19 protein-coding genes and 1 pseudogene are annotated in these 19,587 nt (G+C 63.4%); 7 read left to right on the top strand and 13 right to left on the bottom strand.

Annotated features, from left to right (window positions below):
• Window positions 1-85: 85 nt before the first annotated feature.
• Window positions 86-997 carry a DUF1127 domain-containing protein gene (locus AC0L27_RS15480; RefSeq protein ID WP_354209116.1) on the bottom strand — a complete coding sequence of 304 codons (912 nt, stop codon included), beginning with the start codon at window positions 995-997 and terminating at the stop codon, window positions 86-88.
• 278 nt (window positions 998-1,275) lie between these two features.
• On the opposite strand from AC0L27_RS15480, the pseudogene AC0L27_RS15485 reads away from it, so the two are divergent.
• Window positions 1,276-1,581: pseudogene (locus AC0L27_RS15485) on the top strand (winged helix-turn-helix domain-containing protein); the annotation flags it as partial.
• A gap of 1,055 nt (window positions 1,582-2,636) precedes the next feature.
• On the opposite strand, the gene AC0L27_RS15490 reads toward AC0L27_RS15485, so the two are convergent.
• The 6 genes from AC0L27_RS15490 to AC0L27_RS15515 form a co-directional block, all read right to left on the bottom strand.
• Entirely contained in the window at window positions 2,637-2,840 is a 204-nt protein-coding gene (locus tag AC0L27_RS15490) for a YodC family protein (RefSeq protein WP_354057261.1), read from the bottom strand.
• A 372-nt stretch (window positions 2,841-3,212) separates the two neighbouring features.
• Window positions 3,213-3,959 (bottom strand): HAD family hydrolase, encoded by a 747-nt coding sequence (locus AC0L27_RS15495; protein WP_354209113.1) that lies wholly within the window; start codon window positions 3,957-3,959, stop codon window positions 3,213-3,215.
• Window positions 3,956-4,843 carry an oxygen-dependent coproporphyrinogen oxidase gene (gene hemF, locus AC0L27_RS15500; RefSeq protein ID WP_354209112.1) on the bottom strand — a complete coding sequence of 296 codons (888 nt, stop codon included), beginning with the start codon at window positions 4,841-4,843 and terminating at the stop codon, window positions 3,956-3,958. The genes AC0L27_RS15495 and hemF overlap by 4 nt, the downstream gene beginning before the upstream one ends.
• 119 nt (window positions 4,844-4,962) lie before the next feature.
• Window positions 4,963-5,328: a 6-pyruvoyl trahydropterin synthase family protein gene (locus AC0L27_RS15505; protein ID WP_354256331.1), complete on the bottom strand. Its 366-nt coding sequence runs from the start codon at window positions 5,326-5,328 to the stop codon at window positions 4,963-4,965.
• Between the two features lie 17 nt (window positions 5,329-5,345).
• Window positions 5,346-5,978, bottom strand: coding sequence for a 7-carboxy-7-deazaguanine synthase (queE, locus tag AC0L27_RS15510; RefSeq protein ID WP_354209110.1), 633 nt, complete (start codon window positions 5,976-5,978; stop codon window positions 5,346-5,348).
• 19 nt (window positions 5,979-5,997) lie between these two features.
• Complete coding sequence (locus AC0L27_RS15515) at window positions 5,998-6,456, bottom strand: tRNA (cytidine(34)-2'-O)-methyltransferase (protein ID WP_354209186.1); 459 nt, start codon at window positions 6,454-6,456, stop codon at window positions 5,998-6,000.
• A gap of 278 nt (window positions 6,457-6,734) precedes the next feature.
• Here AC0L27_RS15515 and petA point away from each other — a divergent pair, with 278 nt between their 5' ends.
• The 6 genes from petA to AC0L27_RS15545 all read left to right on the top strand — a co-directional run bounded on the left by petA (window position 6,735) and on the right by AC0L27_RS15545 (window position 14,440).
• Window positions 6,735-7,265: a ubiquinol-cytochrome c reductase iron-sulfur subunit gene (petA, locus tag AC0L27_RS15520; protein ID WP_026232845.1), complete on the top strand. Its 531-nt coding sequence runs from the start codon at window positions 6,735-6,737 to the stop codon at window positions 7,263-7,265.
• A gap of 61 nt (window positions 7,266-7,326) precedes the next feature.
• A complete protein-coding gene (gene fbcH / locus AC0L27_RS15525; RefSeq protein ID WP_275171541.1) occupies window positions 7,327-9,399 on the top strand; it encodes a cytochrome b/c1 in 2,073 nt (690 codons plus the stop codon).
• Window positions 9,400-9,541: 142 nt separating this feature from the next.
• Window positions 9,542-10,216: a dienelactone hydrolase family protein gene (locus AC0L27_RS15530; protein WP_008134159.1), complete on the top strand. Its 675-nt coding sequence runs from the start codon at window positions 9,542-9,544 to the stop codon at window positions 10,214-10,216.
• A 109-nt stretch (window positions 10,217-10,325) separates the two neighbouring features.
• Window positions 10,326-11,477 carry a DMP19 family protein gene (locus AC0L27_RS15535; protein WP_354209109.1) on the top strand — a complete coding sequence of 384 codons (1,152 nt, stop codon included), beginning with the start codon at window positions 10,326-10,328 and terminating at the stop codon, window positions 11,475-11,477.
• Between the two features lie 249 nt (window positions 11,478-11,726).
• Window positions 11,727-13,892, top strand: coding sequence for an anthranilate synthase component I (locus AC0L27_RS15540; RefSeq protein WP_354057248.1), 2,166 nt, complete (start codon window positions 11,727-11,729; stop codon window positions 13,890-13,892).
• 8 nt (window positions 13,893-13,900) lie between these two features.
• A complete protein-coding gene (locus AC0L27_RS15545) occupies window positions 13,901-14,440 on the top strand; it encodes an adenine phosphoribosyltransferase (protein ID WP_007595035.1) in 540 nt (179 codons plus the stop codon).
• Window positions 14,441-14,465: 25 nt separating this feature from the next.
• Here AC0L27_RS15545 and AC0L27_RS15550 read toward each other — a convergent pair whose 3' ends face one another.
• The 6 genes from AC0L27_RS15550 to AC0L27_RS15575 form a co-directional block, all read right to left on the bottom strand.
• On the bottom strand, window positions 14,466-14,798 hold the full coding sequence (locus AC0L27_RS15550) for a GIY-YIG nuclease family protein (protein WP_473319624.1): 333 nt from the start codon (window positions 14,796-14,798) through the stop codon (window positions 14,466-14,468).
• 84 nt (window positions 14,799-14,882) lie between these two features.
• The gene (locus AC0L27_RS15555) at window positions 14,883-15,551 is read right to left on the bottom strand and encodes a hypothetical protein (protein ID WP_354209108.1); all 669 of its coding nucleotides are present in this window, start codon (window positions 15,549-15,551) and stop codon (window positions 14,883-14,885) included.
• 60 nt (window positions 15,552-15,611) lie between these two features.
• Entirely contained in the window at window positions 15,612-16,364 is a 753-nt protein-coding gene (locus AC0L27_RS15560; protein WP_028134861.1) for a P-loop NTPase family protein, read from the bottom strand.
• Window positions 16,365-16,580: 216 nt separating this feature from the next.
• Window positions 16,581-17,792 (bottom strand): M48 family metallopeptidase, encoded by a 1,212-nt coding sequence (locus tag AC0L27_RS15565; protein ID WP_275171552.1) that lies wholly within the window; start codon window positions 17,790-17,792, stop codon window positions 16,581-16,583.
• Window positions 17,793-17,824: 32 nt separating this feature from the next.
• Window positions 17,825-18,385, bottom strand: coding sequence for a LemA family protein (locus AC0L27_RS15570; RefSeq protein ID WP_007595027.1), 561 nt, complete (start codon window positions 18,383-18,385; stop codon window positions 17,825-17,827).
• A 138-nt stretch (window positions 18,386-18,523) separates the two neighbouring features.
• The gene (locus AC0L27_RS15575; RefSeq protein ID WP_354209106.1) at window positions 18,524-19,501 is read right to left on the bottom strand and encodes a small ribosomal subunit Rsm22 family protein; all 978 of its coding nucleotides are present in this window, start codon (window positions 19,499-19,501) and stop codon (window positions 18,524-18,526) included.
• Window positions 19,502-19,587 lie beyond the last annotated feature (86 nt).

A 19,587-nucleotide genomic window follows, 5' to 3' on the forward strand; every position in this document is an offset into this window, starting at 1 on the left:
AACTCTCAACGTGGATCGACGTGACCAGGGCGAGTACCCACAAATGCTGCATCTCGGCGTAAAGCGGACATACGCATGACCCGAGCTACTTGAATGCCGCGGTCTCCGCCTGGGCGGGCGTACTTGGCCGCACGAATAAAATGGTGGAGTTCACTGGAATTTCCGCGTTCTCGCGGGTGCCCTGGCCGATGAGAATGAGGCCTGCTCCACCATTCGCCACCGTCAGGATCACCGGTTCACCCGCCCAGGTCCTGATCGGCTCCATTCCGATGATGAGAAACTCACCAATTGGCTGGTCCAAGTACTGAAGTCTCAGCTGCGGACCGATTTCTGCGGGCGCAAGTCCGAAACCCAGCCGTTGCGCGCGCGCATAGATTTCGGTCAACGACGCTGTCTCGCCCTCGAAGCCGAGCTCAGCGGCCGAGACAGGGACGAGCTCCACGTCCGTTTTCTTGCCACTCAGAGTAAAAGCCGGCCGCGCAAGGACTTCAGCAGCGGCGCTTCCGACGTCGCAGCCCATTGCACTCATCGCCTTGCGAAGGGAGCGCATGTCCCTGAACGTCCCTATCGCAATCGTCTTCCACAGCCGAACATCGGCGGCCGAACTGACGGGAGTCTGCGATCTCGGCACCGGAGGAGCGGTCTTGAGGTCCAGGTGATTCCGCAGAACGTCGTGCGCAGTGCATTGGGCTTTGGCCTCGCTTGCGAAAGCGAGGATAAGCGCGCTACAGAGCAGCAGGGTAATAACGCCGCTGTCCCGTTCTGTCGAACGACTCGGCCTCGTGATGTTTCGGTGCGAGGCGATGTAGTCGATCTCGCCGCGCGTCGTGCCGATGTCCATGAGCTCCCTGTCGCTGAGGCCGCACAGGGTCGCTCGTGCACTCCGGCGTCTGCGGCGCTCCCGCCATGCGCTCAAGAATTGCCGGACGAGGCTAACAACGCGCTGCGTTGATCCGAAGGGCCGCCGCATCCACGCGGCGCCATAGATCGCGCTCATCGCAATCTCCTTTGGCTTGCTTCTCACCGAGGGCTAAGGTGCCAATGCTCGGTCCGGTACGCTTGACGAGGGGCTTACATTTTTCTTACCGGCGGCTTATTCTTTGCGTTCCAGCCGGTGCGAGGGCGTTTCCGTGCGGCTGACGTCGGCCGATCCCGCGACACTGGGGCAAGGCACACTTGATATTCGGCTTACATTTTCCGTTTCGAAGGCCTATCTTCGCTGGACAATCGCTGCGGCGCTCTCGGAAGTAGAGGGCAAGCCTGGGGAATGGTGCCATGCGCTATTTCTTCGAGGACTGTGTGCTGGATACCGACCGGCGCGAGTTGCGGCGCGGGCCCGATGCCGTGCCTACGACGCCACAGGTACTTGATCTGCTCGGCTATTTGATCCGCAGCAGGGATCGCGTCGTCAGCAAGGATGATCTGATAAACGCAATTTGGGATGGTCGGATCGTGTCTGATGCGGCGCTGACGACCCGATTGAATGCGGTCCGACGCGCGATCGGCGACTCCGGCGCGCAACAACGTCTTATCAAGACATTTCCACGAAAGGGCTTTCGTTTCGTGGGCGCTGTCCACGATGACGAGCGATGTCTTGAAACAGCGGTGATCTCAGACGCCCTCGCAGAACCGTCGAATCTTGCGCGCGCAGCCGCGGAGTCAGCGGTTTTGGTCCCGGAGTTCTCCGAAAAAGTAGCTTGCAAACGACGATCCAAAAACTGGATGCGTCACATCAGAGGTCCTCTGAAGTTCGTCGGCGGGACGCTGGCGTCCGTTGCTGCCATCGGTGCAATTGCCGGCGGCCTTCTCGGTTATTGGAATGTCTGGAAGACGCTCCGTACTGACGCAGTTCGGGAAGCTCGAGAGCTTCAAGGACAACCGATAGTCGGGCCGGAGATCGCGCATCGGCTCTCTCTCATCGTATTGCCCTTCGCTAACCTCAACAACGATCCAGAGCAGGATCCCCTTGCCGATGCCATCACGACAGGTTTGACGACCGATCTTGCGCGAGCGCCCGCCACTTTCGTCATCGGACGCGAGGCCGCCCTTAACTACAAGAATAAGTCGATTGATCTGAAGCAGCTTGGAGGAGATCTCGGCGCCCGCTGGGCCGTGCGCGGCGCGGTGAGGCGCAACGGAGATCAGGTGCGGATCAGCGTATCGCTGACCGATCTTCAGACCGCGCGCGACATATGGTCCGACCGGTTCGACGGCGATCGGACAGATCTGGCCATTGTGCAGAAGAATATCACGGTGCGGCTCCTCTGTGTTGCGCACCTGCAGCTCCGTCAATACGAAGAAGCCATCGAACCGTGTAGCCGATCGTTAAATATCGGCGCGGGCCTTCAGGCTTACACAAGCTGATCTCGGCTTACGGCCGACGAGACAAATGGGAAATCATCGTGACGGTGCCGGCTGCACCCCTTACGCGAGACACGATGATCCTGAAAGTATCCGCCGAGGAATCCCGTCAGCAAGGTAACGGATGCTGACAAGAGGATGTTCCGGACAACGTCTCGTCGGCCGTTCTGCCATGCAGCGATGTCCGCTGTCGCGCCATTGTTGGCGAAGAAGCGGACATCATGCGCGCAGGAGCCGAGCACTCCGATCAAACTAGGACGCGGCCTCAGCCGCGCTTACTCCTCGTCTTCGTCTTCGTCGTCCTCGTCTTCGTCGAGCTCTTCCAGTCGATCGAGCACTGCGAGCGGCAGCGTCTCGCGAAACAGATCGCCTTCCGCGCCCATCCAAAGACAGATCACGTCGTCGCCCTTTACGTCAGCGACGGTGAGCGGCTGGCCGCCGGATTTCAGCATGACGATATCGCCGGCTTTTAGTTCCATGGATGGTCCTTTCGAGTTGAATGACGGGAGAAGCTAGCAAAACGGCATGCCATGCCGATCACGGGCTACTCGGTCAGTGGATGTGTTGTGGTAGCGCGCATGCGCCGGCCGGGCTGCTGAAACGTCGATCAGAGAGCTTTAGGCCGGAGCGATCCCATCACGAGAGGCAATGGCGCCTGTTCGATGGATGGCGCAAAGGCTCTTCCGTCCCGTGCGTCGCGACGATGACACCATGCGCCTGTTTTGCCCGACGGAGCAACCGATTTCGTCAGATCCCCAGTTTGCGTTTGCCGCAAGTCTTTGATTTTGCTGCGGCCGTCTACTGTGCATGGGGTTGTTTTCGATGTTTTTGTTTGCGCATCCTGATTGCGGTCAGCCCGGCACCAGTTCTGTCAGCGAGCGGATGATGCGGTCGGGCTTGACGATCGAGCCTTCGGGCAGGCCGTCGCCATGCACGTCGATCCAGATCGAGTAGATGCCGAGACGCTGCGGAGTCACGACTTCCCATTCCAGATTGTCGCCGATCATCCAGGTATCCTCGGCGGTGACGCCGAGCGCGTCCATCGCATGCAGATAGGCGCGCTCCTCGGGCTTGCCGAAACCGTGCTCGCCCTCGATCTGGATGTGGTGGAAGCGGTGCGCCAGCTCGAAGCGCTCGACCTTGGCGCGCTGGGTGTCGGCGGCGCCGTTGGTCACCAGCGCGAGCTTGATGCCGAGCGCCTTGAGCCTGTCGATGGCGTCATGCGCGCCCGGGAAGACGAACATCTCCTCCTCGCGATAGCTTGTGAAGCGGTCGGCGAGGCGAATGGCGAGATCGTCTGATAGTGTGCGATGACCGGCGGCCGCGAGCGCGGCGAAGCCACCCTTGACGGTGAGGTGCCGGGCCTCGGCGAGCTTGAGCCGCCACGAAGCGTTCGCATTGGCCCAGAAATTTTTCGCAAAGGCCAGGACGGTGCTGGCGACCAGGTGTGGCGGCAGCGGCGCGAGCTCCTCGGCGAACTCCGCCGTGATCGTGTTCCAGGCGATCTCGGGCCGGCCATAGGCCGACAGGATGGTGTCGTCCATGTCGATCAGCATGGCGCGCGGCAGCGGCCTCATTGCGGGGGTCATCGTCGTCATGGCCACTTCACCTCCGGCGGCAGCGACGACAGGATCGAATCCACATTGCCGCCGGTCTTGAGACCGAAGATGGTGCCGCGGTCGTAGAGCAGGTTGAACTCGACATAGCGGCCGCGCCGGATCAATTGCTCTTCGCGATCCTCCGCGGTCCAGCTTGTCGCGAAATTGCGCCGCACGATGTCGGGGTAGATCTTCAGGAAGGCGCGGCCCACGTCCCGGGTGAAGGCGAGGTCGGCGTCCCAGTCGCCGCTATCGTGCCAGTCGTAGAAGATGCCGCCGATGCCGCGCGCCTCTTTGCGATGCGGCAGGTGGAAATACTCGTCGCACCACTTCTTGTACTTGTCGTAATCGGCGATGCCGTTCGGTTGCGTGCAGGCCTGTTTCATTGCGGCGTGGAAGGCGATGCTGTCGGCATCGTCCTGCGTGCGGCGGCGGTCGAGCACCGGCGTGAGATCGGCGCCGCCGCCGAACCAGGCTTTTGTGGTGACGACGAAGCGCGTGTTCATGTGCACCGCCGGCACGTGCGGATTGCGCAGATGCGCGATCAGCGAGATGCCGGAGGCCCAGAACTTCGGGTCCTCCGCCGCACCGGGAATCTGCGCGCGAAACTCGGGCGCGAATTCGCCGTGCACGGTGGAGCAATGCACGCCGACCTTCTCAAACAGGCGGCCTGACATCATCGACATCACGCCGCCGCCGCCGGCCGCGCCGGTATGATCGGTGCGCTGCCACGGCGTGCGTTTGAAGCGGCCCGGCTCGCCCGAATAAAGGCCTGGCGGGGCATCGTCCTCCAGCCGCTCCAAGCTCGCGCAGATGTCGTCGCGCAGCGCTTCGAACCAGGCGCGTGCGCGCGTCTTGCGGTCTTCGATCGTAGAAACGTCCATCTGCAAATCCCAACGAACCGGCTCGTAGGGTGGGCAAAGGCGCACTTGCGCCGTGCCCACCATCTGTCACCGTTTATCTTGAATGGTGGGCACGCTGCGCTTTGCCCACCCTACCAATTCTAGCCTTGCGGACCGTAATAGGTGCAGCTCTCGTTGCAACTGTCGCGGTGGATGCTGACGCGGGTGAGCTTGCCGATAGGGGACAGCTGCTCCCAGACGAAGCGCGAGAGGTTTTCCAGCGTCGGTGTGCCCAGCGCCTCGATCTTGTTGAGGTACTTGTGGTCCAGAATCATGCGCACGTCCTCGATGGCGCGCTGGACTAGGCCGAGATCGACCACCATGCCGGTTTTGGGATCGGGCGTGCCGCGCAGCGTCACCTCGGCGCGGAAGGAGTGGCCGTGGATCTCTTCGCTGGCCGCGCCGAACGTCGTTCCCGACAATGAGTGCGCCGCCTCGAAGCGAAACGATTTCGTCAATTCCCACATCTGTTCGAAAACCAATCCTATCTGATACCGAGCGATTTATGCGTCTGCACGCTGAGCCGCCATTGCGGATGATTGAGGCAATAGTCGATGGCGCCCGCGGTGTTTTGGGCGACCTCGGGCCCGTCCATCGGCTGCAGCGAGAAGCGCTCGAAGGCGAGATCCGCGAAGGCCTCCGGCATGGCGAGCGGCTGCGGATAGACCAGCTTCAGCTCGTGGCCACGCCGGACCACCAGATCGCTGCCGCCCTTCGGGCTGACGCAGATCCAGTCGAGCCCCTCGGGCGGGGCGATGGTGCCGTTGGTCTCGACCCCGATCTCGAAGCCGCGTGCATGGAGCGCGTCGACCAGCGCGGTATCGACCTGGAGCAGCGGCTCGCCGCCGGTGAGCACCACGTAACGGTTGTCGGTGGAGGCCGTCCATTGCGCCGCGATTGTGCCGGCGAGTTCCGCGGCCGAAGCATAGCGCCCGCCGAGCGTGCCGTCGATGCCGACGAAATCGGTGTCGCAGAATTTGCAGGTGGCCTCGCTGCGGTCCACCTCGCGCCCGCTCCAGAGGTTGCAGCCGGCAAAACGGCAAAATACGGACGCGCGCCCGGCATGGGCGCCTTCGCCTTGCAGTGTCAGGAAGATTTCCTTGACCGCGTAACTCAACCGTCTCTCCTCAACATTATCAAACTTGCGGGTTCCGGAGCTGCCGCAGCGCTTCGCCTGCGGCCATCGCCGCGGTCATGGCGACATTGAGCGACCGCAGCCCCGGAGCGATCGGGATCACCAGCCGCGCGTCCGCGGCGTCGACCACCGCCTCGGTGACGCCGGCGCTCTCGCGCCCGAATAGCAGGATGTCCGCCGTCTGGTAACGGAAATCGCGGTAATCGGTCGCGCCTTTGGTGGTGAACAGCAGCAGGCGGGCGCCCTGCGCCGCGCGCCATTGCTCGAATTTCGCCCAGGAGTCGTGCCTGACGATGCTGACCTGATCGAGGTAATCCATTCCCGCCCGGCGGAAATGCCGGTCGGAGACGGGGAATCCCGCCGGTTCGATGATATGGGCGGCCACGCCCAGGCAAGCGCAGAGCCTGAGAATCGTGCCGGTGTTCTGGGGGATGTCGGGTTGGAAAAGCGCTATCTGCATGGGCTGTGCCGGGTTCGGTGCGGGCCGGAAATGTCTCAATAAAACATCGCTGGCCGCGGAATTCGTGCATTGCACGCTCCCGCGCCGATAGCGGGCTTGCGCTCGCCCGGCAAGGGTGCCAATAGAACGATTCTGGACTGCTGTTTTCGCCTTGTTTTGGTGGGGGCACGTGAAGTTCTGCCGCCGCGGGGGGCCGCGGGCGCCGGCAGACTGTTCTGGGGACCTTGGGGGCTCCTGGAGCGGTTCCGCCGGCTGCATAAGAAGAAAGGGTTGGAATCGTGACGACAGCGTCTTCGGCGGACCATCCGACACGCCGTGATTTCTTATTCGTTGCAACGGGGGCAGCTGCAGCAGTAGGGGGCGCAGCTGCGCTCTGGCCCTTTATCTCCCAAATGAATCCTGATGCGTCGACCATCGCCGCCGGTGCGCCGATCGAGGTCGATCTCAGCCCGGTCGCCGAGGGGCAGGACATCAAGGTGTTCTGGCGCGGCAAGCCGATCTACATCAGCCACCGCACCAAGAAGCAGATCGACGAGGCGCGCGCCGTCAACGTGGCGAGCCTGCCCGATCCGCAGTCCGACGAGGCCCGGGTCAAGTCCGGCCATGAGCAGTGGCTGGTCGTGATCGGCATCTGCACCCATCTCGGCTGCATCCCGATCGCCCATGAAGGCAATTACGACGGGTTCTTCTGCCCCTGCCATGGTTCGCAGTACGATTCGTCCGGCCGCATCCGCCAGGGGCCCGCGCCCGCGAACCTGCCGGTGCCGCCGTACCAGTTCGTTTCCGACACCAAAATTCAGATCGGCTGAGCTTCGGGCCTCGTCCGAAGCTTCGCGCCGTCTCGTCGTATTATTTCCTCAGGATCGCATCATGAGCGGACCATCCGACTACCAGCCGAGCAATCCGGCCCTGCAATGGATCGAGCGACGTCTGCCGATCCTCGGCCTCATGCACTCCTCCTTCGTGGTCTATCCGACCCCGCGCAACCTGAACTATTGGTGGACCTTCGGCGCCATCCTCTCCTTCATGCTGGGGATCCAGATCCTGACCGGCGTGATCCTGGCGATGCACTACACGCCGCATGCCGACCTCGCCTTCAAGTCCGTCGAGCTTCTGGTTCGTGACGTCAATTACGGCTGGCTGCTGCGCAACATGCATGCCGTCGGCGCCTCGATGTTCTTCGTCGCCGTCTACGTCCACATGCTGCGCGGCCTCTATTACGGCTCCTACAAGGAGCCGCGCGAAGTGCTGTGGATCCTCGGCGTCATCATCTACCTCCTGATGATGGCGACCGGCTTCATGGGCTACGTGCTGCCATGGGGACAGATGAGCTTCTGGGGCGCCACCGTCATCACCAATCTGTTCTCCGCCATCCCCTATGTCGGCGAGAGCATCGTGACGCTCTTATGGGGCGGCTATTCGGTCGGCAATCCGACGCTGAACCGCTTCTTCTCGCTGCACTATCTCTTGCCGTTCCTGATCGCGGGCGTCGTCGTGCTCCACGTCTGGGCGCTGCATGTCTCCGGCCAGAACAACCCTGATGGCGTCGAGCCCAAGACGGAAAAGGATACGGTTCCGTTCACGCCGCATGCGACCATCAAGGACATGTTCGGCGTCTCCTGCTTCATGCTGCTCTACGCCTGGTTCATCTTCTACATGCCGAACTACCTCGGCGACGCCGACAATTACATTCCGGCGAACCCGGGCGTGACGCCGCCGCACATCGTGCCGGAATGGTATTACCTGCCGTTCTACGCAATCCTGCGTTCGATCCCGAACAAGCTCGCGGGCGTGATCGGGATGTTCTCGGCGATCATCATCCTGTGCTTCCTGCCCTGGCTCGATGCCGCCAGGACGAAATCGTCGAAGTACCGTCCGCTGGCCAAGCAATTCTTCTGGATCTTCGTCGCGGTCTGCATCCTGCTCGGCTATCTCGGCGCGCAGCCGCCGGAAGGCATCTATGTGATCGCCGGCCGGGTCCTGACGTTCTGCTACTTCGCCTACTTCCTGATCGTGCTGCCGCTGCTCTCGCGCATCGAGAAGCCGCGGCCGGTGCCGAACTCGATCTCGGATGCCGTCCTGGCCAAAACCGGGAGCAGGTCGACGCCGATGGTGTCGAGCGCGATCGTGCTTGCGCTGGCGGGCGCGTTGTTTGCGGGCTCCGCCGACAGCGCGCGTGCCTCCGAAGGCAGCGACAAGCCGCCGGGCAACAAATGGTCGTTCGCCGGTCCGTTCGGCAAATACGACCGCGGCGCATTGCAGCGCGGCCTGAAGGTTTACAAGGAAGTCTGCGCCAACTGCCATGGCCTGTCCTACGTCGCCTTCCGCAATCTCGCGGAAGCCGGCGGTCCCGGCTATTCGGTCGCGCAGGCTGCAGCCTTCGCCTCCGACTACAAGGTCAAGGATGGTCCGAACGATGCGGGTGACATGTTCGAACGCGCGGGCCGGCCGGCGGATTATTTCCCCTCGCCATTCCCGAACGAGCAGGCCGCGCGTGCGGCGAATGGTGGCGCGGCGCCGCCGGATCTGTCGCTGATCACCAAGGCGCGTTCCTACGGTCGCGGCTTCCCGATGTTCATCGTCGACTTCTTCACCCAGTATCAGGAGCAGGGCCCGGACTACGTCTCGGCGTTGCTCCAGGGCTTTGAGGACAAGGCGCCCGAAGGCGTGACCCTCCCCGAGGGCTCCTACTACAACAAGTATTTCCCGGGCCACGCCATCAAGATGCCGAAGCCGCTCAGCGACGGCCAGGTCACCTATGACGACGGCTCGCCGACCACGATCGCGCAGTATTCCAAGGACGTCACCACGTTCCTGATGTGGACCGCCGAACCGCACATGGAAGCGCGCAAGCGCCTCGGTTTCCAGGTCTTCATCTTCCTGATCATCTTCGCCGGCCTGATGTACTTCACCAAAAAGAAGGTCTGGGCCGACTCGCACTGAGCGGCCCGAGGCGAGAATGAAAAGGCCCCCGCAAGGGGGCTTTTTTGTTGGGCACGAGAGTGTGTTGTCAGGCGCGATTGCCTATCGCCCGCTCAAACGCCAAAATGCCGCGAACCGCCCCAAAAACTCGTCGGAGGACACCATGGGAACCGCCATCACCTTCAAGCGCCCGGACGGCAAGGACGCATCGGGCTATCTCGCCAATGCCGCACGCGGCAACGCGCCTGGCGTGGTGGTCATCCAGGAATGGTGGGGCCTGTCGGACCAGATCAAGGGCCTGTGCGACCGCTTCGCGCTCGCCGGTTTCGATGCTCTGGCGCCCGATCTCTACAAGGGCAAGGTGGTGCCGTATCACGACACTGACGCGGCCGGCAAAGAGATGAACTCGCTCGATTTCATGGACGCCACCACGCAGACTGTGCGCGGCGCCACGCAATATCTGTCACGCAACGGCGCCAAGGTCGGCCTGACCGGCTTCTGCCTCGGTGGCGCCGTCACCATCATCGGCGCGGTGCATGTGCCGGAGCTCGCGGCCGGCGTGGTGTTCTACGGCATTCCGCCCGAGCAGGCAGCCAAGCCCGCCGACGTCAAGATCCCGCTCCAGGCCCATTTCGCCAACAAGGACGATTGGTGCACGCCTGAGCTGGTCAATGGCTTCGAAAAGGCCATGAAGGCCGCCGGCAAGTCGCTGGAGCTGTTCCGCTATGACGCCGAGCACGCCTTCGTCAACGAGCAACGCCAGGCCGTCCACGACCGTGAAGCCGCCGAGCTCGCCTGGGGCAGGGCGACGGAGTTTTTCCGGAAGCATCTCGGGTAGGCTGGTCGCCGACGGACCGCGATCAGCGCTACTGCCGCGCCACGATTGAAAATCAATCACCGCAATCATAGAGTGCAGTCACAGGGGTTTCCGCCTGCTGGAGAGCACGATGATTGTGGATGGCCGCTTGACCAAGATTGTGGTGCCGCGCAAAGCGCTGGAAGCGGCTCGGGATCCCGAGAAGGCCGATTATCTAACCTGCGCTGTGGTCGACTATGTCAGCCAAATTCAGCACGTCGGCGTCTACACGAGAGGTGAGCTCCCGGCCGTGGCCATACAGGCCTATCATGCCGACTACTATCTCGCTCAGGTCTGCAACGGCGGTCACAGCCAGTTCATCGGCAACACAGGGCTCGCGATGCTCCCAACGACGTCCGGCGATGCACTCGCTGGATTGCAGGCGATGGGAGCGAGCGCGCAACACCAGATCTTGCAGGAGATGATCGCCTGGGTAGAGGCACATCCCGACGAGGCTGCGCTGCAGACCGGATTCGAAAACCGCGCCGCGGCGCTCAGCGCGCTTGATAAGCGCTTCTATGCGGTAGAACGAGAGCAACCAATGATACCACTCGCGGCCCGATGGATCGCGAGCTGGCCCGAATTGCACGCCGTCGCGCAGGAGCAATATTCTTCTGAAATCGAGCGGCTTGCGCAGCTTAACCCGCATCTGTCCCACCGCCGGATCTGGCAAAGCGTTCGCCACATCAGCTTCCAGATGACTGACGACTTGCAGATCACGGTCGCGGCGGCCTGCGGGGCGGTGAGGCCTGACCCAGAGCTCAAGGTCATGGTGCTTCCAGGATTCGACACGGATGTGGAGGGGCAGCAATGCACGGCGTTCGGCGTAAGGACCAACAAGGGCTCGCGGCTATGCGTCTTTGACGAGGCGGGTGGACGACTTTATGAACTTGCGACGCCCCCTACGATAGTGGGCGCGCGGCTGTCGACTGTCGGGACTGACACGATCCAGAATTTCTTGAGAATTGCCGAGCAGAACTTTGCGGCCGAAGCGACCGACCTGCTGTTGCGGAAGTTGGGTCTGGATCCCGCCGCGGCGATCACGGCCCTGAGCGTGAACGACGATCGAGCCACTTGGTGTGCGGTCACAGGAGAGACCAGCGTTTTAGTCGAAACCTTTGGCGATCGCGCCCAGGTCATCGGATCTGACGGCGAGCTCGTGCTCACGGTCATGCGAGACGAAATCGAGCGTCATGCCGCAGACGCGGCCGTGGGGCGCGCCAGCCTGCAAGACCGGCGATAATCCTCGTTGCGATTTGCGCCATTTTGCCGGTCGAGCCTGCCCAGCGGCTCTTGACGCCGTTCCCGCGCCATGATGAGTATCCGCCAATGAGCACCGCCGTCCGCCCATCCCGTCTTTGGTGGCGCACCTCCTGAGAGGTGGCCGGTGCGATTTATTCTCCAAAAATCGTCTGAGGTCGCCCACGCAGTGCGGCGGCCTGATCGTTTGTCCTGTGTGGCGTTCCCTCGACAAGTTTCGTAAGAGGACCCCATGAACAGGACCGTCTTTGCCCTTCCGGCTCGAAGCGACTATGTGACCCGCGCGGGGCTCGCGATCACGCGCGTGGCGGAACAGTTTTCCGGCGGCGCCAACCGGCTCGACGATCTCGTCAGCCTGCTCGACCGTCGCCGCGGCGTGGTGCTGTCGTCGGGTACGACCGTGCCCGGCCGCTACGAAAGCTTTGACCTCGGCTTCTCCGATCCGCCGCTCAAGCTCGAGACCACTGGCGTCAATTTCAAGCTGGAAGCGCTGAACGCGCGCGGGGAGGTGCTGATCGCCTTCCTCGCCGACGTCTTGCGCGAGCCCTGCGTCGTGATCTCCGAGACAACGCCCACGCGCCTTGCCGGTCATATCATCCGCGGCGAAGCTCCGATCGACGAAGACCAGCGCACGCGGCGCGCCAGCGTGATGTCGCTGGTGCGCGATCTCGTCGCCGCCTTCTCCGCCAATGACGACGGGTCGCTCGGCCTGTTCGGCGCCTTCGCCTACGATCTCGTGTTCCAGATCGAGGACCTCGTGCAGAAGCGCGCGCGGGAGAGCGACCAGCGCGACATCGTGCTCTATGTCCCCGACCGCCTGCTCGCCTATGACCGCGCTACCGGCCGCGGCGTCGTGCTCACTTACGATTTCGCGTGGAAGGGCAAGTCCACCGCGGGCCTGCCGCACGAGACCGCCGAGAGCCCATACCTCAAGACGCCGCGCCAGGGTTTTGCCGATCACGCGCCCGGCGAATATCAGGCCACGGTCGAGACCGCGCGCGCCGCCTTTGCGCGCGGCGATCTGTTCGAGGCGGTGCCGGGGCAGCTCTTCGCCGAGCCCTGCGACCGCTCGCCGGCCGAAGTGTTCCAGCGGCTCTGCGTCATCAACCCGTCGCCGTACGGCGCGCTGATGAATCTTGGCGAGGGTGAATTTCTCGTCTCGGCCTCTCCGGAAATGTTCGTGCGCTCGGACGGACGCCGGGTCGAGACCTGCCCGATCTCGGGTACGATCGCGCGCGGTACCGATGCGATCGGCGATGCCGAGCAGATCCGCCAGCTCCTGAACTCCGAGAAGGACGAGTTCGAGCTCAACATGTGCACTGACGTCGACCGCAACGACAAGGCGCGCGTCTGCGTCCCCGGCACGATCAAGGTGCTGGCGCGCCGGCAGATCGAGACCTATTCAAAACTCTTCCACACCGTCGACCATGTCGAAGGCATGCTGCGCCCCGGCTTCGATGCGCTCGATGCGTTCCTCACCCATGCCTGGGCCGTCACCGTCACCGGCGCGCCAAAACTCTGGGCGATGCAGTTCGTCGAGGATCACGAGCGCTCGCCCCGCCGCTGGTATGCGGGCGCGATCGGGGCGGTGAATTTCGACGGCAGCATCAACACCGGCCTCACCATCCGCACCATCCGGATGAAGGAAGGCCTCGCGGAAGTGCGTGTCGGCGCCACCTGTTTGTTCGACTCCGATCCCGCCGCCGAGGACCGCGAATGCCAGGTCAAAGCTGCCGCTTTATTCCAGGCCTTGCGCGGTGATCCGCCGAAGCCGCTGTCGGCCTTTGCGCCCGATGCGACCGGAAGCGGCAAGCGGGTGCTGCTGATCGACCATGACGACAGCTTTGTGCATATGCTGGCCGATTACTTCCGCCAGGTCGGCGCCGACGTCACCGTGGTCCGTCATGTGCATGCGCTCGACATGCTCAAGCAGAAGCGGTGGGATTTGCTGGTGCTGTCGCCCGGCCCTGGCAGGCCTGAGGATTTTGGGATCAAGAAGACCATCGACGCGGCGCTGGAGAACAAGCTGCCGGTGTTCGGCGTCTGTCTCGGCGTCCAGGCGATCGGCGAATATTTCGGCGGCGAGCTCGGGCAGCTCACGCATCCCGCCCACGGCCGGCCCTCGCGGGTGCAGGTGCGCGGCGGGCGGCTGATGCGCAATCTGCCGAAAGAGATCGTGATCGGCCGCTATCACTCGCTCTATGTCGAGCGCGACAGCATGCCGGAGGTGCTATCCGTCACCGCCAGCACCGAGGACGGCGTCGCCATGGCGCTCGAGCACAAGACCCTGCCGGTCGCCGGCGTGCAATTCCATCCGGAATCGCTGATGTCGCTGAGTGGCGAGGTGGGCTTACGAATTGTCGAGAACGCGTTCCGTTTGGATGCGCGCGCTGATTGAGAGGCACCATGACTTTTGACCACGATCTGAAGGCAAGCGTCCGCACCATCCCGGACTACCCGAAACCCGGGATCTTGTTCCGCGACATCACCACGCTGCTCGCAGATGCGCGTGCGTTCCGCCGCGCGGTCGACGAACTCGTCAATCCCTGGGCCGGCAACAAGATCGACAAGGTCGCCGGCATGGAGGCGCGCGGCTTCATCATCGGCGGCGCGGTGGCGCACCAGGTTTCGGCCGGCTTCGTGCCGATCCGGAAAAAGGGCAAGCTGCCGCATACCACCGTGCGCATCGCTTACTCTCTCGAATACGGCATCGACGAGATGGAGATGCATGTCGACGCCATCCAGCCCGGCGAGCGCGTGATCCTGGTCGACGACCTCATCGCCACCGGCGGCACCGCGGAAGGCGCGGTGAAATTGCTGCGCCAGATCGGCGCCAATGTCGTTGCCGCCTGCTTCATCATCGACCTGCCCGATCTCGGCGGCGCGGCCAAGCTGCGCGCGATGGACGTGCCGGTGCGCACGCTGATGACGTTCGAGGGGCACTGAGCGGCAACGGCGCCGCTGGCGACGTTCAGATCGGCTCCGCCTTCAGCTTCGACAGCCAATGCAGCATGCGCTCTTTGAGCAGCGCATTCCTGACATAGGCGGTCTCCTCATCCTCCAGACGCTCACATTCACCAAACGTCAGGCCTGCCTCGCCATGCGTGTTCCACGCAGCCTGGAGACTACGGCAGGTGTGGCTACCCTGGCGCAGCGAGAACCAGATGCGGTTCTGGATTGTCTCGAGATTCGGCGCTTGGCCGATCCAGGCCTCGCCCGAGGCCGCGCAGCGGATGACGTAGATGCCTGCAACGGTCTTCCGCTCCCTGTAGGCGGCGATCGCTGCTTTCCGGTCGATGGTCACGGTGAGGTCCTTGCTGAGGAACGCTGGTGCGTGGGCTCAGTAACCGCAGGACCGCTCGGCGTCAATATTATCCGGGTAAAATATTCAGGACCGTTGCAGGATCAGGCTGAGCTCGAGCTCGCGGAAGGCGAGATAGTTGCGCCGGGTCCACTGGTGCAGCTCGGTCGAGGCATCCTTCTCCTGGCGCAGATAGCCGGTGAAGGAGAAATTCAGGCGGCCGATATAGGTCTTCAGGAAGCCGGGCAACGCCGGCAGGCGCAGCAGCCGGCCGCCGGCCATCGCGGCCGGCAGCTCGCCGCGCACGATGTGCTCGTTGTCCACGGTGATCAGGTTGATCCGCGGGATCTGTTCGCGCAGCATCTCGTGCGCGCGGGCCGAGACGCGGTCGGTGTCGGCGACGAACAGGATCATCGGCGCGACGTGGCGGCGCGCCGCCTCTTTCAACAGGCCGATCTCTTCGGTCATCTTGAAGAACTCGTCAAAGGCGTGGAAGCCGAGGTCGATCACCTTGGCCACCCCGTCATCGACGATGACGCGATCCATCAGTTGCATCTTGCCATAGGTGTCGATCACGTCGGCGGTCTCGGTGATCTTTGGCAGATAGTCGAGCAGCGACGGCTCCTTCAGGTTGACGTCGAAGGCCACGACGTTGCCGTTCTTGAGCAGCAAAAATTCGCTCAAAAGCCGCGCCAGCAGGGTCTTGCCGACCTGCGGGCGGGGCGAGCAAATGATGTAGAGGGGCGTCGCGGGCATCGATAGCTATATCAGTCGAACTCGGCGACCAATCCAGCCGTATCCGCCCGGCTTGCGCAACTATTTTTCGCTGTTGCGGGTGACGGGCTTGGAGCCGACGATGTCGGTCAGCCGGATCCGGTCGAATTCGCTCCAGACGTTCGCCAACCAATGCCGGACATACCCGCGCAGCACGAACGAATAGTTCGCGGCCTCGTCGTTGATGCCCTTGTTGGCGACGAATTTCAGGAACGGGACGGAGGAAACTTCGACCTGCTCATAGGCCATTTCGTTGAGCTTGGGGATGGTCAGCTCGGTCGCATCCTTGATGCGGTGGAAGTAGGAATTATAGGTCGCCTGGTCCCATTGGAAGAACTGGGTGTCGTTGATGAAGTTCTTCACCAGGAAGTATTTGGCACCGGTCATGAAGCCTGCGGTCTCGGCGATTTCGTCCAGAGAGGCGATTGAGGGTCCGAGGATGTGGAACACGGCAAAGGTGATCTGGCCGGCCTTGGCGGCATCGAGGAAGCCGATGTCGCGCAAGGAGGCGAGCGCCGGCGACAGCAGACCGGCGCGGACGTCGATCACGGTGACCGACGGGCTCGTCGCGTTCAGCGTATCGAAGATCTTCATCTGATCCGACGTCGTCGTCATGTCGACGATCTCGGTGATGTCAGGGTGGAAGCGCTTCAGGGTTCCGCGCGGCGACTCGGTGTCGAAGGCGCGCGTCGGCACGTTGTTGGCGGAAAAATAATCGAGCAAGGTCCGCGACACCGTGGTCTTGCCGACCCCGCCCTTGTCCGCGCCCACCACAACCACTGCCGGCTTTGCCATTGCTGTCCCCTAACGCGCGCCCCCGATCGCGAAGTCGCAATCGGCCGGGCCCCAAATCGATGTCCCAAGGATGTCCCGAGGATGTCCCATGCCTGCTGTTGGGCGCGAACATGGCAGAAACAAGGGAGAATTCAATTCCGCAGGCCCCAGTTACGGCAATTCCCGAGGTTTTTCCCAATCGCGACGAGGCCTGCCGCGCGTGGCGTCAAATCACGCTCAATGGCGGCCCCAAGGACCTATCGGGTTGCTGGTGGCGGTTCCGGCGGGGCTGGGTGCGGGCACGGGCGGCGGACTGGTCGCGCCGCTGGCGTCGTTCCAGGGACCCTGACGCAGCGGCGGTGGGGTGTCCTGCCGATCGGCTTGCGTGTCTGGCTCCTCGGCCTCGTCGGCGGGAGACGGCAGCGGGCCAGGATCATGGCCGCCGGCGAACTTGACCAGCGCGTCGACCCGGGACTGCACCGAGGGGTGGGTCGCGAACAAATCGGCAAAACCCTCGCGCGGATTGTCGACGCAGAGCTCCATCACCGCCGAGGTTGCGCCCGGCAGCTCGCCGCGGTTCTCGATCTTGCGCAGGGCCGAGATCATGGCGTCCGGGTTTTTCGTCAACTCGACGGAGCCCGCGTCCGCGAGATATTCCCGCGAGCGCGACAGCGCGAGCTTCACCACCTGCGACAACAGCCAGGCCACCACGATCAGCACGATCGCAATGATGATGACGATCACCGCGCCGCCGCCGGAACTCTTGCTGTCACTCGACGACGAGGATGATCGTGACGACGAGGAGGAGCCTGACGACCACGAGCCGCCGGAGCCGGAGCTCCAGCTGAAATTCGTGAACAGGCGGAAGAACAGTTCGCCGAAGAAGCCGACCACGCCTGCGATGATGACGGCGACCACCATGAGCTGCACGTCGCCGTTCTTGATGTGGGTCAGCTCGTGGCCCAGCACGGCCTCGATCTCGTTGTCGTTCAGCGCATTGAGGAGACCGGTGGTAACGGTGATCGAATATTGCCGCGGGTTGAGGCCGGTCGCGAACGCGTTCAGCGCCGGGCTCTCCATGATCTTCAGCTTCGGCATCGTGATGCCGCGCGAGATGCAGAGATTTTCGAGCAGATTATAGAGCCGCGGCTCCTCCTGCCGGGTGACGTCGTGGCCGCCGGTCACCGCATCGATCATCGACTGGTGGAAGAAATAAGCGATCGCGATCCAGGCCGCTGCCACGAGGGTCGCAACCGGTGCGGCGACTTTCAGGTCATAGAAGGCGCGTCTCAGATAATGGACGACAGTCTCGTCGCCGTTGATGACGACTTCGGCGATCAGCGCGCCGGCGTAGACCAGCACATAGACCAGCGCGAACAGGCCGGCGAGCAGGAGCATCGAACGAAACTTGTTCGAGGCGATGTGCGTGTAGAGACCATACGCGGCCATGACGCGATGCCCTGCCGGCCTATCGGCTCAACTCAGAACTTCACCTGCGGCGTGGCTTCGACCTCGGAGCGGCTGGCACCGAGATCGAAGAAGTCCTTTTTGGTGAAGCCGAACATGCCGGCGAACAAGGCGGCCGGCATCTGCTGGATGCCGGTGTTGTATTCCTGGACCGCGCTGTTGAAGAAGCGGCGGCTGGCCGCGATCTTGTTCTCGAGGTCGGACAGCTCGCTGGCGAGTTGCTGGAAATTGGCGTTGGCCTTGAGGTCGGGATAGGCCTCCGACAGCGCAATCAGTCGGCCGAGCGCGCCCGAGAGCTGGTTCTCGGCCGCGGACACCTGCGCCGGTCCCTGCGCCGACATCGCCGAATTACGCGCCTTGATGACGTCGTCGAGCGTGCCGCGCTCATGCGATGCGTAGCCCTTCACGGTCTCGACAAGGTTCGGGATCAGGTCGTGGCGCTGCTTGAGCTGCACGTCGATGTCGGCAAAGGCCTGGCCGACGCGCTGGCCCAGCGCCACCAGCCGGTTGTAGGCGGCGAAGGCAAAGAACACGAGGACGACGATAACGCCGAGGACGATCCAGCCGGTCGACATGGAGAACTCCTGAAGGGGGAAGAAGGCGGGCGCAGCCTAGACCAAATTGGCGCGGAGCGAGAGCCCCGGCGCAGAAGGGAGGTAGGATTTGGTCGGATGAGGGACTATCCGAGTTCAAGGCGAAAGCGCCGGAGGAGGTTAACTTTCAGACAGGACGGCATCACCCCAGCGCCAGCGGCGGGCGCTTGCATAGGCGGCCTTGTCGCGGCGCGGGACCTTGGCGAGTTCGACGCCTTGCTCGCTGCAGACCTTGGCCGTGATCTCGGCCTTGCTGACGTCCGGCGGCGCCAGCACGCGCGCGGCGCGGGTTGCAGGCGGCGTACGGGTCAGCGCCACATAGATGAATCGTTCGTCCTCGAACGGTACCTCGGCGCCCTTGATCTGGCGATGAGCCTGCGAGCGCGGCAGGCGCTGGGAGAAATGGCACCAGTCGGGCGTCGTCAGCGGACACGGCTTTTCGTGCGGGCAGGGTGCGGCGACATAGGCGCCGGCCGCGATCAGTTGGTGGCGCAACGCGAGGATGCGCGCGTAGCCGGCGGGCGTGCCGGGCTCGATCACGACCAGCGCGTGGCGCGCTTTCGCCCACATCATTTCCGCGAGCTTGCGTTGATCGCCTTCACTGAGCTCGCCGATGACATAACTCGCGACGACGAGATCGGCTGGGGAGACCTCGGCGAGGTTCGCGCCGGCATCGCCCGGCAGATAGCGGCAATCCGCCAGACGGGTGCTGTCGCGGGCCAGTTCGAGCGCGAGACGGCTCAGGGTGGCGTTGGCATCGAGCAGGGTGAAATCCTGCAGCGAGGGAAACGCCTCGGCCGCGGCCCAGCTCGCGGTGCCCGGACCCGCGCCGACGTCGAGCAGCGTTTCCGGAGCGAGGTCCGGTGCGATCTCGGCCAGCGCATTCAGGCTTGCTGCCACCGCCGCGTAGGTCGCCGGCATGCGTGCGAGCGCATAGGCGAGCGCGTCGGCCTCCGACTTGATCGTGCCGGAGCCGCCGCCTGCGCGATAGCTGGTCGAGATTTCCTGCGATCGCTGCGCAGCGTCGGTGCGCGAGAACCCCTGGAGCTTGCCGTCGAGGGCCGCCTTTAGCTCAGCGGGAAGCGTGGGCGAGATCATCTTAATTCGTCGTCATTCCGGGCGCGTGTAGCGCGAACCCGGAATCTCGAAATGGTGGCGCGAGATTCCGGGTTCGATGCTGCGCA

The organism is Bradyrhizobium sp. Ken51, assembly GCF_055807435.1.